This is a genomic window from Flavobacterium marginilacus, from assembly GCF_026870155.1.
GTDB classification, from domain to species: domain Bacteria; phylum Bacteroidota; class Bacteroidia; order Flavobacteriales; family Flavobacteriaceae; genus Flavobacterium; species Flavobacterium marginilacus.
In genome coordinates this window covers 4733505-4747403 of sequence record NZ_CP113975.1, presented here as the reverse complement: position 1 = coordinate 4747403, position 13899 = coordinate 4733505, and the positions used below count along the sequence as shown (strand labels likewise).

Annotated in this window: 13 protein-coding genes; 11 read left to right on the top strand and 2 right to left on the bottom strand. The window is 34.5% G+C overall.

Translation table 11 applies throughout. From position 1 onward, the window contains the following. Nucleotides 1-2 precede the first annotated feature (2 nt). The 7 genes from OZP07_RS19795 (at nt 3) to OZP07_RS19765 (ending at nt 7548) form a co-directional block, all read left to right on the top strand. The gene (locus tag OZP07_RS19795; RefSeq protein ID WP_115811119.1) at nt 3-983 is read left to right on the top strand and encodes a ribonucleotide-diphosphate reductase subunit beta; all 981 of its coding nucleotides are present in this window, start codon (nt 3-5) and stop codon (nt 981-983) included. Nucleotides 984-1267: 284 nt separating this feature from the next. After that, complete coding sequence (locus tag OZP07_RS19790) at nt 1268-3688, top strand: ribonucleoside-diphosphate reductase subunit alpha (RefSeq protein WP_281636453.1); 2421 nt, start codon at nt 1268-1270, stop codon at nt 3686-3688. Between the two features lie 1205 nt (nt 3689-4893). Beyond that, nucleotides 4894-5127 carry a hypothetical protein gene (locus OZP07_RS19785; RefSeq protein WP_281636452.1) on the top strand — a complete coding sequence of 78 codons (234 nt, stop codon included), beginning with the start codon at nt 4894-4896 and terminating at the stop codon, nt 5125-5127. 724 nt (nt 5128-5851) lie between these two features. Beyond that, a complete protein-coding gene (locus tag OZP07_RS19780) occupies nt 5852-6100 on the top strand; it encodes a DUF6364 family protein (protein ID WP_194641552.1) in 249 nt (82 codons plus the stop codon). Beyond that, nucleotides 6100-6522: a PIN domain-containing protein gene (locus tag OZP07_RS19775; protein WP_281636451.1), complete on the top strand. Its 423-nt coding sequence runs from the start codon at nt 6100-6102 to the stop codon at nt 6520-6522. Before OZP07_RS19780 ends, OZP07_RS19775 begins: the two co-directional genes overlap by 1 nt. A gap of 92 nt (nt 6523-6614) precedes the next feature. Continuing rightward, complete coding sequence (locus OZP07_RS19770) at nt 6615-6914, top strand: hypothetical protein (RefSeq protein WP_281636450.1); 300 nt, start codon at nt 6615-6617, stop codon at nt 6912-6914. Nucleotides 6915-7035: 121 nt separating this feature from the next. Continuing rightward, nucleotides 7036-7548, top strand: coding sequence for a hypothetical protein (locus tag OZP07_RS19765; protein ID WP_281636449.1), 513 nt, complete (start codon nt 7036-7038; stop codon nt 7546-7548). A gap of 124 nt (nt 7549-7672) precedes the next feature. Here the strand turns inward: OZP07_RS19765 and OZP07_RS19760 are convergent, their stop codons facing one another. Then, nucleotides 7673-9421, bottom strand: a complete 1749-nt coding sequence (locus tag OZP07_RS19760; protein WP_281636448.1) for an ABC transporter ATP-binding protein — start codon at nt 9419-9421, stop codon at nt 7673-7675. Between the two features lie 122 nt (nt 9422-9543). On the opposite strand from OZP07_RS19760, the gene OZP07_RS19755 reads away from it, so the two are divergent. From OZP07_RS19755 to OZP07_RS19740, 4 genes are all read left to right on the top strand, one after another. Continuing rightward, the gene (locus tag OZP07_RS19755) at nt 9544-9831 is read left to right on the top strand and encodes an ArsR/SmtB family transcription factor (RefSeq protein WP_281636447.1); all 288 of its coding nucleotides are present in this window, start codon (nt 9544-9546) and stop codon (nt 9829-9831) included. A 72-nt stretch (nt 9832-9903) separates the two neighbouring features. After that, nucleotides 9904-10653 carry an SDR family oxidoreductase gene (locus OZP07_RS19750; RefSeq protein WP_281636446.1) on the top strand — a complete coding sequence of 250 codons (750 nt, stop codon included), beginning with the start codon at nt 9904-9906 and terminating at the stop codon, nt 10651-10653. Between the two features lie 128 nt (nt 10654-10781). Then, complete coding sequence (locus tag OZP07_RS19745) at nt 10782-11063, top strand: type II toxin-antitoxin system RelE/ParE family toxin (protein ID WP_281636445.1); 282 nt, start codon at nt 10782-10784, stop codon at nt 11061-11063. 12 nt (nt 11064-11075) lie between these two features. Then, nucleotides 11076-11369, top strand: a complete 294-nt coding sequence (locus OZP07_RS19740) for a HigA family addiction module antitoxin (RefSeq protein ID WP_194641560.1) — start codon at nt 11076-11078, stop codon at nt 11367-11369. 125 nt (nt 11370-11494) lie between these two features. On the opposite strand, the gene metE is transcribed toward OZP07_RS19740, so the two are convergent. Continuing rightward, nucleotides 11495-13819 (bottom strand): 5-methyltetrahydropteroyltriglutamate--homocysteine S-methyltransferase, encoded by a 2325-nt coding sequence (gene metE, locus OZP07_RS19735; protein WP_281636444.1) that lies wholly within the window; start codon nt 13817-13819, stop codon nt 11495-11497. Between the last annotated feature and the right edge of the window lie 80 nt (nt 13820-13899).

Genomic DNA, 13899 nt, shown 5'->3' with positions numbered 1-13899 from the left:
TCATGTCTAAAATAGAACCAATTTTACAGGAAAATAAAAATCGTTTCGTAATTTTTCCAATTAAGCATCATGATATTTGGGAAAGATACAAAATGATGGAAGCAAGTTTTTGGACAGCCGAAGAAATTGATTTGTCTCAGGATTTAAATGATTGGAATAATAAGTTAAATGATGACGAACGTTATTTTATAAAACACATTTTGGCTTTTTTTGCCGCTTCAGATGGAATTGTAAATGAAAACTTAGCAGAGAATTTTGTAAATGAAGTACAATATGCCGAAGCTAAATTTTTCTATGGTTTCCAGATCATGATGGAAAATATTCACAGCGAAACCTATTCTCTTCTGATTGATACTTATGTAAAGGATGAAAACGAAAAATCGGAATTGTTTAATGCTTTGGATGTTTTTCCAGCTATCAGAAAAAAAGCGGATTGGGCATTAAAATGGATTGAGTCTGATTCTTTTGCCGAAAGGCTGATTGCTTTTGCAGCAGTAGAAGGAATTTTCTTTTCAGGAGCATTTTGTTCTATTTATTGGTTAAAGAAACGCGGCTTGATGCCAGGTTTGACATTTTCAAACGAATTAATTTCCCGTGATGAAGGTGTTCACTGTGATTTTGCAGTTCATTTACATAATCACCATTTGGTAAATAAAGTGCCAAAAGAAAGAATAAGAAGCATTATCGTTAATGCTTTGGATATAGAAAGAGAATTTATCACCGAATCACTTCCGGTAAGTTTAATCGGAATGAATGCAGGTTTAATGACTCAATATTTAGAGTTTGTTGCCGACAGACTGTTGGTAGAATTGGGTTGTGACAGAGAATACAATGTTGCTAATCCATTTGATTTCATGGATATGATTTCACTTCAGGGAAAAACCAATTTCTTTGAGAAAAAAGTTGCCGAATATCAAAAAGCAGGGGTTAAAGTTGCCGAAGGCGGTGATTCCCAAAAAATAAGCTTCGACGCTGATTTTTAAAATACAATTTTGATATAAAATACGTTATAAGTATTTGAAACGGTTAAAAAACAATAAAAGAACAATTATAATTAAATAGTTTTTTCAGATTCCCAAATCTAAAAACTAAGTTAATTCAGTCCGGTTTTTATCGGGATTTATTACGGCGTTTTGTTTCATTTCATTTTTATGCGATGAAACGAAATATCGAAGTAAGTTATGGATTGACACCGAGTAAAAAAATGAATTATGAATTCCTACTGTTCGTAAGTCACAATTCATTCACTAAATAAATTTGATAGAGTATGTACGTTGTAAAAAGAGATGGCCACAAAGAGCCTGTAATGTTTGACAAAATTACAGAGAGAATTAAAAAGTTATGTTATGGCTTGAACGAATTGGTTGACCCGGTTAAAGTTGCCATGCGCGTTATTGAGGGATTGTATGATGGGGTTTCTACATCTGAACTGGATAATCTTGCTGCAGAAACTGCTGCTTCTATGACAATTGCTCACCCGGATTATGCACAATTGGCTGCTCGTATTGCAATATCAAATTTACATTCGAATACCAAAAAATCATTCTCGGAAACGATGAATGAAATGTATCATTACATTAACCCAAGAACCAATCAGGAATCACCATTATTAGCTGAAGAGGTTCATAAAGTGATTATGGAAAATGCCGAGTTTTTGGATTCACATATCATTTATAACAGAGATTTTAACTACGATTATTTTGGTTTTAAAACACTGGAGCGTTCCTATTTATTAAAAATAAATGGAAAAATCGTAGAGCGTCCGCAGCATATGCTGATGCGTGTTGCAGTAGGAATCCACTTAGACGATTTAAAATCGGTTTTGGAGACTTACGACTTAATGTCCAAAAAGTATTTTACCCACGCAACACCAACATTATTCAACGCTGGTACGCCAAAACCTCAGATGTCTTCTTGTTTCCTTTTGGCAATGCAGGACGATAGTATTGACGGGATTTACGATACTTTAAAACAAACCGCAAAAATTTCTCAGTCTGCAGGTGGAGTTGGACTTTCTATTCACAACGTTCGTGCGACAGGTTCTTATATCCGCGGCACAAACGGTACTTCAAACGGAATTGTGCCAATGCTGAGAGTATTCAACGATACGGCACGTTACGTAGATCAGGGAGGAGGAAAACGCAAAGGAAGTTTTGCTGTTTACATCGAAACTTGGCATGCTGATATTTTTGATTTCTTGGACTTGAAAAAGAATACTGGTAAAGAAGAAATGCGCGCCAGAGATTTATTCTTCGCCATGTGGACTTCTGATTTATTCATGAAACGTGTTCAGGAAGATTCTACCTGGACCTTAATGTGTCCTAACGAATGTCCTGGGTTGTATGATGTGTATGGAGAAGAATTCGAAGCTTTATATACCGATTACGAGTTTAGAGGAAAAGGCCGAAAAACTATCAAGGCTCGTGAATTATGGGAGAAAATCCTAGAATCACAAATTGAGACTGGAACGCCATATATGCTGTACAAAGATGCTGCCAACAGAAAATCTAATCAGAAAAACCTGGGGACTATTCGTTCTTCGAATTTATGTACTGAGATTTTAGAATATACATCTGCTGATGAAGTAGCCGTTTGTAATCTGGCTTCGATTTCTCTGCCAATGTTTATTGAAAACGGAAAATTCAATCACCAATTGCTGTTTGATGTAACCAAACGTGTTACCCGTAACCTGAACAGAGTAATCGACAGAAACTATTATCCTGTAAAAGAAGCCGAAAATTCCAATATGCGTCACAGACCAATCGGTCTTGGAGTGCAGGGACTGGCAGATGCTTTTATCATGCTGCGTATGCCTTTTACAAGTGATGAAGCCAAAACTTTAAATCAGGAGATATTCGAAACCCTTTATTTTGCTGCTTGTACCGCATCGATGGAAATGGCAGTTGAAGAAGGACCTTATTCCACTTTCAAAGGATCTCCAATGTCAAACGGAGAATTCCAGCACAATCTTTGGGGATTGAAAGACGAAGAATTATCAGGAAGATGGGACTGGGCTTCGCTTAGAAAAGAAGTGGTTAAGAACGGTGTTCGTAACTCATTATTGGTTGCGCCAATGCCAACGGCTTCGACTTCTCAAATCTTGGGTAATAACGAAGCATTCGAACCATATACTTCAAATATCTATACAAGACGTGTACTGTCTGGAGAATTTATCGTGGTAAACAAACATTTATTGCACGATTTGGTAAGACTTGGATTGTGGAATGAGAACTTGAAACAAGAAATCATGCGTCACAACGGATCGGTGCAAAGCATTGATATTATCCCGCAGGATTTGAAAGAATTGTACAAAACCGTTTGGGAAATGTCTATGAAAGATATCATCGATATGTCCCGTCAAAGAGGATATTTCGTGGATCAGTCACAATCGTTGAACTTGTTCATGCAGGATGCCAATTATTCAAAACTGACTTCAATGCACTTCTACGCGTGGCAGTCTGGATTGAAAACCGGAATGTACTATTTGAGAACCAAAGCAGCGGTTGATGCGATTAAATTCACATTAAACAACGATAAAAAACAGGAAGCCATTCCAGATTCTAAACCACAGGCAAGAGTCCTTGAAGCGGTTGAGGTAGATGCTCCAATGACCGCTGAAGAATACAGAGCAATGATTGAACTGGCTAAAAATGCTGGTCCAGAGGATTGCGAAATGTGTGGCTCATAAGTCACATTAGCATAGAACGAAGCAATCTTATAAAACTAGAAACAGCCGTTCTCCTTTTATTTGAGGAGAATGGCTTTTTTTATTTGGGAGCTAATCCTGCTATCCGTTGCAATCTTTTTATCACGAGAAAATCGGAAAAAAAAGGATTTCCACTGCTGTCAGGGCTAGGGCAATTGGTTTTATAATCAGCTATTTGTCATTGCGAGGGACGAAGCAATCACATGAGCATAAATAAAAAAATGGCCTGTGTAGATCAAAAAAGTGATTGTTACTTTAAAAAAATGTTTCAAACAGGAAAACTATCATCTGTAAGGATATTAAATAAGATTATTGAATTAAGTACTTACTATATTATCGTTTTGTTGTAATAAGAATTCTGTTATATTTAACGGTTTTCGCACTTAGCAAGTACACAAATCATTGATTTACAGTGTTTTAATTTTATATGAAAAATATTCTTATTTTTATTTTTTGTTAAGAAATATGGCTTATTGTGAATAAGTTTGACTTTTTATAACCGCAATAAAGTATAACCTTTGTAAAAGAACAAAACCACAGCGCCAACTGTGGTTTCTAAAACTTTTTTTATGGATGCTGATCCGGAGTTTTGGTTAATTGTTTCTGGAATTGTTCTTAACGTTTTTGGTATATTAGAAATAATATATCGGACAATAAAAGGACAAAAGAAAAAATAACCTTTTTAATAAAAGTAACCCGTCATATAGGCGGGTTATTTTTTTACAAATATATATGTAATTTGAATACAGATGAATTTTATCTGTAAATTTTATACACAAAATTTGTTTATACTATTCATGGGCTTATTAATAATTAATTATAACGTTGCAATCCCTTTGTTTTAAGTAGTTTTAAGTAGTTTTAAGTAGTTTTAAGTAGTTTTAAGTAGTTTTTAGTTTTTAATAAATAATGTTGTCAAGTCATAAAATATGTCTTTAAATGAAAGTTGAATAATTCAACCATTTAAGCACCGTTCTAAACATAATTTCACCCAATAATTTAAAGATAAAATGAGTTTAAACGATGCTTATGTCGAAATGTTCACAGCTAAGCGTAGTATTTCACCGGAATATATGGGAGGTTTGTGGGGCAATTTTCCCGCTAGCGCAAGCGTCCCGCTTGTGCCCACAAATAATATCTTCGAAACTTATTTTTCGTAAATTTGTTCAATAATTAAATTGCTCATTATGAATATTGTAGTCGAAAAACAAAATCTATTGCAATGGATTCAAGGGTTGAATGACGAGAAAATCATTGAAGAAATTCTTGATTTAAAAAACAAAAACCAGATTTCTGATTTTGAAAATCAGATTATTCAAAAGGGTTTGAATGATGTTTTAAATGGAGATATTGCAACATATGAGGAAGTAAAGAAACGATTTGAAGCTAAATTTGCTACATCTAGCACAAGCACAATATAATTAAGTTAATAAAAAACAATAATTTCATTTAGACTACTCAGCAACACTATTAAACTTCAATACCAACTGCCTCTTTAAATTCAAAAGAGGCATTTTTTTTGCTCCAAATGTATTTAGCAATCCAGCCCATATATGCGTTGATTTACTAAAAACAGGTGCTTAACCATAACAATAGAGGTGCTTAACACCTGTACTATTGGTGTAAAACACCAATAGTATTGGTGATAAAAGCCAATACAACAGGTAGTTTGCACCAATAGTATTGGTGTTTAGCCATAATAATAGAGGTGCTTATAACCAACAGTGTTGGTGATTAAAGCCAATATAACAGGTAGTTTGCACCAATAGTATTGGTGTTTAACCATAATAATAGAGGTGCTTAAGACCAATAGTACAGGTGTTTTGTACCAATATTATTGGTGATTAACCCCGCCCGATGGTGCAGATTTGAAATCTGTACCCACAAAGAACATCAATAAAGCTGCTTCACTACGGAGTGGCTTTTGTTTTTGATTAAATGATGTTTTAAATGAAATACTGGTGCTAACAAGGAAGCAAAGAAACGATTTGAAGCTAAATCTCTAGCTAAAGCGTTTTGCGGGTATTTTAAATCTTCCTATGTTAAGTTTTTTAATGTAATCCGTTAATCAATACACGTGTGAAATAAAATTAAAATACACGTATTAAATATTATTTTTCGTAATTTTACTTAAATTTCAATATCATGAATAGTAAACTCACATTGACAATCGAACAGTCCGTAATTGAAAAGGCTAAAAAATATGCTCGCAAAAGAGAAAGAAGTCTTTCTGATTTAATTGAAAACTATCTGAAAGCATTAACTAATGAGGAAGCTGACAAAGAAGAAGAGCTAACTCCGACAGTTAAATCTTTAAGAGGGTCGTTTAAATTACCTGAGAATTTTGATTACAAAAAAGAACTTACCGACCGCTTATCTGATAAATATTTGTAATGGATAAAATTTTAATTGATACGGATGTAATTCTTGATTTCTTTTTTGACCGAGAACCATTTTCAGAAGAGGCGTCAAAAATTTTGAGTTTATGCGAAAAAGGCAAACTGTACGGCTATGTAACTCCCGTGATGATTAGCAATATTTATAACCTTTTGCGAAAGACAGCAAAACACGAAAAGGTAATCGGGAATCTGAAAAAACTACTAAAGATAGTAGATGTTGTTGTTATTGATAAAACTACGGTTATAGAAGCATTAAATTCAGATTTCAAAGATTTTGAAGATGCTTTGCAAAACTATTCGGTAGAAAATAAAAATGATATTAAAGTAATAGTAACACGTAATATTAAAGATTATAAAATGAGTAATTTGTCAATAATGACACCTGAAACTTTTCTGAAAACAATGTCAGGAAATTAAAGGAACTGATTGTAATGACAAATGTTAATAGTTACAATATTTAAGAGCAGCTGTAGTTATTACTTTATAAACCTGCTTTAAAATTGTATACAATGACAATAGATTATGTAACCCTTACAAATACTATTAAGGCACTTTCTGAAGCAGGGAAAGTGAAACTAATGGATAAATTATTGGATAATCTTGCGCATAATGAAATTCCAAAATCAGAAAAGAAGCAAAAGAAAAAAGATATCGCTGCCAGTAACTATGCTGTCGATTTAAATGATATGGAAGTGGATGAAATCATTGAAGTGCTGCAGGAAATTCAATTGCAATTTGTTGGCGAAGATGGTGATGGAAATGATCAGGAATACTATTATTATCTGGAGCTGATAGACAGATGGGTTTAGTGTTTTGTCCTGTTTTTGTATCCAAAAGTATATTTTCCGATTAAAGTGTTATGTAAGAAATAAGTATATTTGACACCATTAAATAATTGTCAATTCTTAATTTTTATACGATTGAGCTGCTATGAAAAAGCTGATTTTTACTGTGTTTTTATTTCTATGTGTTACGATTTCTTCAACGGCACAAACCAACAATTCCGCAACTGAATTTTACTTTTATCTCAACAGTATTCTAAAAAACAAAAACAATAAATCCATTCAGTTGTCAGGAACCAATTATGGTGCTATAGGCAGTAAATTCATTTGGGAAGCCAAATTCCAAAAGAACGGAAAGAAGATTGAAATCCAATACAGCAGCCAAAAACCTTCTGAGGACGATTCGATTATAATGACTCACGACACCACTTTTGTAACGGCTGGAAAACAAATGATTCAAAATTTTAAGACCGAAATAACTGTGATTGAATCCAGACCCGTTTATTTTGAAGAAACCGTAAAAATCATTGTAAAAACAGCTGATTCCAATAAAGAATTTATAGTAAAAAGAGCTGATGGATTACCTTTTTTATTGAGATATAATAGGTCTTTTGAAGAATATTATAAAGGGAAAAATGAAAAACGCCGTAATAATAATTAATGCTAAGTAGGAGTTTTATCTGTTATTTGCAGTTTTTCAGCGAAAACCTAACAGGTTTTTAAAACCTGTTAGGTCTAATTCTAAAAAAATCAGTTTTTTTAAGTTATTTCAAAAGTTTGTAAAACTACTTTCTCTCCCCAATCTGCTGTCTCCACATTGCATAATACAAGCCTTTTTCATCTAATAAATCCTGATGTTTTCCCTGTTCGATGATTTGTCCCTGTTCAAGAACAAATATCTTATCAGCATGCATAATGGTCGATAAACGATGCGCGATCAATACCGTAATCTGATCCTGTTTAGACGAAATACTTCGGATGGTTTTTGTAATTTCTTCTTCGGTAATGGAGTCCAATGCTGATGTTGCTTCATCGAAAAGTAATAAATGCGGATTTCTAAGCAAAGCTCTGGCAATGGATAAACGCTGTTTTTCACCTCCCGATACTTTGATGCCGCCTTCACCGATAGTAGTGTAAATACCATTTTCGGCACGTTTTAATAAATTCTGACAGGCTGATTTTTGTAAAACATCATTGATTTCTTCGTCGGTCGCATTGGGTTTTACAAATAATAAATTGTCTTTTATTGTTCCTGAAAACAATTGCGCATCTTGTGTAACAAAACCTAACTGCTGTCTTAATTCGGTAAGATCTATGTCTTTGGCGTTTTTTTCATTGTAAAAAATAGCACCCTCTGCCGGATTGTATAATCCGACAAGCATTTTGACCAAAGTCGTCTTTCCGCTTCCTGAAGGTCCTACAAAAGCGATGGTTTCTCCGGCTTTGGCATCAAAAGAAATATTTTTAACAGCATAGGAGCTGGCAGTCTGGTGTTTGAATGAAATATTCTCAAAACGCAGATGGTTAATAGCGCCAATAGTTTTAGGATTTGCTGGTGTTTCTTCACTTTTAGAATTCATCAAATCACCAAAATTGTCCATCGAAGCTTTCGTTTCATTGAAAGTTGCAATTACGTTACCGAGTTCCTGCAGCGGATTAAACAAAAAGAAAGAAAAGAACATTAATGTTATCATATCGCCAGGTTTGATGATGCCGTTAAAAATGAACATATACAGCGCAAAAACTAAACTGGTTCTCATAAAATGAACCGTTGTACCCTGAATAAAACTAAGCGAACGGATGAAACGTACTTTTTTGAGTTCTAATCCAAGGATTTTGATAGTTGTAGTATTTAATCGATTTACTTCCTGTTCGGTTAATCCCAGACTTTTTACAAGTTCAATGTTTCTGAGTGATTCAGTTGTGGCTCCGGCCAAAGCAGTCGTTTCTCCTAAAATTTCTCTTGAAACTAATTTAATTCTTTTCCCTAAAAAAGAACTGATAAACGCAATTACTGGAACTGTTACTAAGAATATCGGACCCAAAAGCCAATGTATGCTTATCGCATAGACTACGACAAATACGATTCCGACTATTGATTGAAATATTAGAGAAATTGCCAGCGTGATAAATTTTTCGCAGTCAATTTTTACTTTCTGAAGTTTGCCTAAGGTTTCACCGCTTCTTTGATCTTCAAAATCCTGAAAAGGCAGCTGTAGTGCTTTTTGAATTCCATCAGTATACATTTGTGCGCCCGTACGCTGTATGATGATATTGGTAAAGTAATCCTGAAAGTTTTTGGCAATTCTGGAAACCATCGCTGCGCCTAATGATAATAATAACCATCCTGCAACAGCTTTGACAAAGCTGCCCTGATTGTGATTGAAATTAGCCACGCCAACTCCGCATTCGTTGAGGAGTTTACCAATAATTATCGAATCATATAAAGAAAAACACTGATTTATTGTGGCCAAAAATAATGCTATATACAAAAGTGTTTTATGGGTTTTGAGATAAGTATATAAAGTTTTCATAAAGAGTATTTTTGAAGGGAATAATTCAAACAGATCATTATCTTGAATGTAAGCTGGATGCAAATTTAAATTAAATATCGAAATATTTCGATATATTAAAAATATATTTTTATCTTTGCCCTATGATTACCGAATTAAACATAAAACAAGTCGAAAAAATCTCAAAAGCTCTGGGCGACCCCTATCGTTTAAAGATTATGAAAATCGTCAGCAACAATAACAGCTGTACGCAATGTTGCGATGTTTCTGCTGAATTTAATCTGGCGCAGTCTACCATGTCACATCATATAAAACAGCTCATAGATGCTGATTTATTGATTGCGGATAAAGAAGGACGTAATTTAAAATTTGTAATCAATAAAGAAGTCTGCGAAGCTTATGCGGCTTACATCAGCAGTTTGGTGCTTTAGCTTTTTTTTAATCAAAAACATCGAAATATTTAGATATTTAAATACTTAAAACAATCAAATTATAATTAGAATATGAAAAAATTACAAAACAAAGTAGCTGTAATCACTGGTGGTAACAGCGGAATAGGATTGGCAACTGCAAAATTATTCGCAGAAGAAGGAGCGAAAGTGGCCATAACAGGACGAAATAAAGCAACCATAGATGAAGCTGTTTATGAAATCGCAAATGGTTCGATTGGTTTGGTAAGCGATGTATCGGATATTCAAAACATTGATAGAACTTATACAACGATAAAAGATACTTTTGGAAAAATTGATGTATTAGTAGTGAATGCAGGTGTATTTATCGCAGCTCCTTTAGCCGATTTTACCGAAGAAATGTTTGACCAGACCAGTGATATTAATTTCAAAGGAGTTTTCTTTACGATTCAAAAAGCATTACCGCATCTTAATGACGGCGCTTCGGTGGTTATTACGGCCTCGACTGTGGCGCATAAAGGCTTTGCAACTACAGCGGCGTATTCGGCTTCCAAAGCGGCAGTCCGTTCATTGGCCAGAACATTATCTGCTGAATTATTGGATAGAAATATCCGTGTAAATGTACTTTCTCCTGGCCCAATTGATACACCAATATTTTCAAGAAACGGAGCTTCAGAAGAAGAAGCCAACGGAACCAAAACTCATTTTGCATCAGGAATTCCTGCCAAACGTTTAGGAACTTCCGAAGAAATGGCAGCAGGATTTCTGTATCTAGCTTCCGATGATTCTAAGTTTATGATTGGCGGTGAGCTGTTATTGGATGGTGGAGCTGCGACTTTGTAAATAAAATCAAATTGAAATACAAGCCTAGTAGATTATAAAATTTACTAGGCTTTTTTTATAGAAATAATTATATTCTCATTTAAAAATAAAATACTTATCTTTGGCGTTAGTACTGCAAAGCGTTAATTGTGATAAAAAATTTTGGAGATAAAGAAACAGAAAAGGTTTGGAATGGAATCCAATCAAGAAAGTTACCTTCTGAAATTCAGAATGTGGCAAGAAGAAAGCTAAGGATGATTAATAATGCTCAAAATGTGACTGATTTAAGAATTCCACCTGCTAATCATCTGGAAAAGCTGAGTGGAAATTTCTCTGGCCTCTATAGTATTAGAATTAATAATCAATGGCGTATAATTTTTAATTGGGAAAATGACAATGCTTTTGAAGTACAAATTATAGATTATCATTAAAAGAAAACAGTTATGGAAAATTTAAAAAATATACATCCTGGAGAAATTTTGAAAGAAGAGTTTTTAGAGCCATTAGGTATAACTGCTTATCGATTGTCTAAAGAAACTTTTATTCCGCAAACTAGAGTAAGCGAGATCTTAAAGGGAAAACGTAGAATTACCGCTGATACGTCTTTAAGACTGTCTGTTTATTTTGGAACTACAGCTAAGTTTTGGCTCGGACTTCAAGATGATTATGATTTGGAAGAAGAAAATAATGCTAAGAAAAATGAATTTAAAAATATAATACCAGTTAAAATAGTTTAAGGTATAAATAACAAAGGCTTCCTGAATGGAAGCTGGAAGCCTTTGTTTATAAAAACATTTTTAAATTTTGCTGTGAAATGATGAACTTTTACCATAAAAAAATCTTAATGGTTTTATAATAAACATTAAACTATTGCAATATCCTCAACAGCCACACGCATTTTCTTCGCAGCATTCACCATTTCGATCAAGGCTTTTTTGGTTTCATCCCAATGACGCGTTTTCAATCCGCAATCAGGATTTACCCATAACTGATCCGCAGGAATAACCGAAGATGCTTTTTTTAGCAGGTGAACCATTTCTTCGTTCGAAGGAACACGAGGCGAGTGAATGTCATATACTCCAGGCCCAATTTCGTTTGGATATTTAAAATCAGCAAAAGCATCCAGTAACTCCATTTGCGAACGCGAACATTCGATAGTAATGACATCGGCATCCATATCGGCTATGTTTTGAATGATATCGTTGAATTCGCTGTAGCACATATGTGTGTGAATCTGTGTATCATCAGCAACACCACTGGCGGAGATTCTAAAAGCTTTAATTGCCCAGTCTAAATAATTTGCCCACTCTTCTTTACGCAATGGCAATCCTTCACGAATCGCAGGTTCATCAATCTGAATGATTTTAATTCCTGCTTTTTCCAAATCTACTACTTCATCACGAATCGCCAAAGCAATTTGAGTACACGTTTCCGAACGTGGCTGATCATTACGTACAAATGACCATTGCAGAATAGTTACAGGACCAGTAAGCATTCCTTTTACCCATTTTGGAGTCAGTGATTGTGCAAACTCTGCCCATTTTACAGTCATAGGAGTAGGACGCGAAACATCACCGTAAATAACAGGCGGTTTTACACAACGGCTTCCGTAGCTTTGTACCCAGCCGTTTTTGGTAAACGTAAATCCGTCCAATTGCTCGCCGAAATATTCCACCATATCATTACGCTCAAATTCTCCATGAACCAAAACATCAATTCCTGATTCTTCCTGAAAACGGATGGTTTCCTCTGTTTCTTTTTGAAGTAAATCGTCATATTGCTGTTGCGTTAATTGGCCGCTTTTGAATTTAGCTCTCCAGCTTCTTACTTCTGCAGTCTGCGGAAAAGAACCAATAGTTGTCGTTGGAAACAAAGGAAGTTTTAAAGCTTCGGTCTGACTTTTTCTTCTTATAGCAAAAGCGTTTTGTCTTTGGTCATCTCCAGCAGTAATACTCGCTACACGATTTTTAACGCCTTCGTTGTGAATTAATTTTGAAGTTTTTCTGTTTTCATTGGCTACAGTATTTTCAATGAATCGAAGAGATGTTTCTGCTTGCTGTTCATTTGTAGCAAAAGATTTTAAAAGCGCTATTTCCTGAATTTTTTGTTTGGCAAAAGCCAGCCATTGCTTGATTTCGGGAGTTAATGTTTGGTCATTCGTTTCCAGATCCAAATCACATGGAGAGTGAATCAATGAACAGGAAGGGGCGATCAGGATTCTGTCTTTTCCCAAGGCATTAACTGCTTTTTCGATTAAAGCCAGCGATTTTTTGAAATCATTTTTCCAGATATTTCTTCCATCAACAACTCCCAAAGAAAGATTTACGTTGCCTGCCAGTTTTCCAGACTCTAAAATATCATCCAATTGTAATGGACAACGTACTAAATCCAAATGAAAAGTATCCACAGGCAAAGCCAAAGCTGTTTCAATATTCTCCCCAAAACAATCAAAATAATTTGCCAAAACTACTTTTAGATTCGGAAAATTAGCGTTGATTTCATTGTAAACATACGCAATCGCCTCACGCTCTTTATTTGTCAAATTCAATGCTAAAAATGGTTCGTCAAGCTGAATATAAGTCGCGCCTTCGGCTTCCAGCTTTTTTAAAATCTCAAAATAAACAGGAAGCAAATTATGAATAAGGTCAATTCTATGAAAACCTTCTTCTTTTTCTTTTCCCAATAATAAATAAGAAACAGGTCCAATTAAAACAGGTTTTGTAATAATTCCAAGGTTTTTGGCTTCAATAAATTCAGCAATAACTTTGGTCGAAAACAATTCGAATTTTTGGTTTTTAGTGAATTCAGGTACAATATAATGATAGTTCGTGTCAAACCATTTGGTCATTTCCATCGCCACAACATCCTGTCCGTTTTTTTGAGCGCCACGAGCCATCGCAAAATACAAATCAAGTGAATTATTTGTTCTCGAGAATTCATAGTAACGCTCTGGAATAGCACCAAGAGTCAGCGTTAGATCCAATACTTGGTCATACAGTGAAAAGTCATTCGATGGGATTAAATCAATTCCGTTTTCGGCTTGTAATTTCCAGTTTTGCGTTCTAATAGCAGAACCTGTTGCTAATAGTTCTTCGGCAGTAATTTTTCCAGCCCAGTATAATTCATTCGCTTTTTTCAATTCTCTGTTGCTTCCAATTCTTGGATAACCTAAATTATTTGTTTTCATTATTTATCAGTATTTATTACTGAACAAAGGTATTGTATTAGAAAATTAAACTTAAATTAGCGGTTTAATTCAGTAAAATG

Excerpts from the sequence above, each read along its gene's own strand:
- OZP07_RS19795 (WP_115811119.1), top strand. The coding sequence starts at position 3 with ATGTCTAAAATAGAACCAATTTTACAGGAAAATAAAAATCGTTTCGTA.
- OZP07_RS19790 (WP_281636453.1), top strand. The coding sequence starts at position 1,268 with ATGTACGTTGTAAAAAGAGATGGCCACAAAGAGCCTGTAATGTTTGAC.
- OZP07_RS19785 (WP_281636452.1), top strand. The coding sequence starts at position 4,894 with ATGAATATTGTAGTCGAAAAACAAAATCTATTGCAATGGATTCAAGGG.
- OZP07_RS19780 (WP_194641552.1), top strand. The coding sequence starts at position 5,852 with ATGAATAGTAAACTCACATTGACAATCGAACAGTCCGTAATTGAAAAG.
- OZP07_RS19775 (WP_281636451.1), top strand. The coding sequence starts at position 6,100 with ATGGATAAAATTTTAATTGATACGGATGTAATTCTTGATTTCTTTTTT.
- OZP07_RS19770 (WP_281636450.1), top strand. The coding sequence starts at position 6,615 with ATGACAATAGATTATGTAACCCTTACAAATACTATTAAGGCACTTTCT.
- OZP07_RS19765 (WP_281636449.1), top strand. The coding sequence starts at position 7,036 with ATGAAAAAGCTGATTTTTACTGTGTTTTTATTTCTATGTGTTACGATT.
- OZP07_RS19760 (WP_281636448.1), bottom strand. The coding sequence starts at position 9,421 with ATGAAAACTTTATATACTTATCTCAAAACCCATAAAACACTTTTGTAT.
- OZP07_RS19755 (WP_281636447.1), top strand. The coding sequence starts at position 9,544 with ATGATTACCGAATTAAACATAAAACAAGTCGAAAAAATCTCAAAAGCT.
- OZP07_RS19750 (WP_281636446.1), top strand. The coding sequence starts at position 9,904 with ATGAAAAAATTACAAAACAAAGTAGCTGTAATCACTGGTGGTAACAGC.
- OZP07_RS19740 (WP_194641560.1), top strand. The coding sequence starts at position 11,076 with ATGGAAAATTTAAAAAATATACATCCTGGAGAAATTTTGAAAGAAGAG.
- metE (WP_281636444.1), bottom strand. The coding sequence starts at position 13,819 with ATGAAAACAAATAATTTAGGTTATCCAAGAATTGGAAGCAACAGAGAA.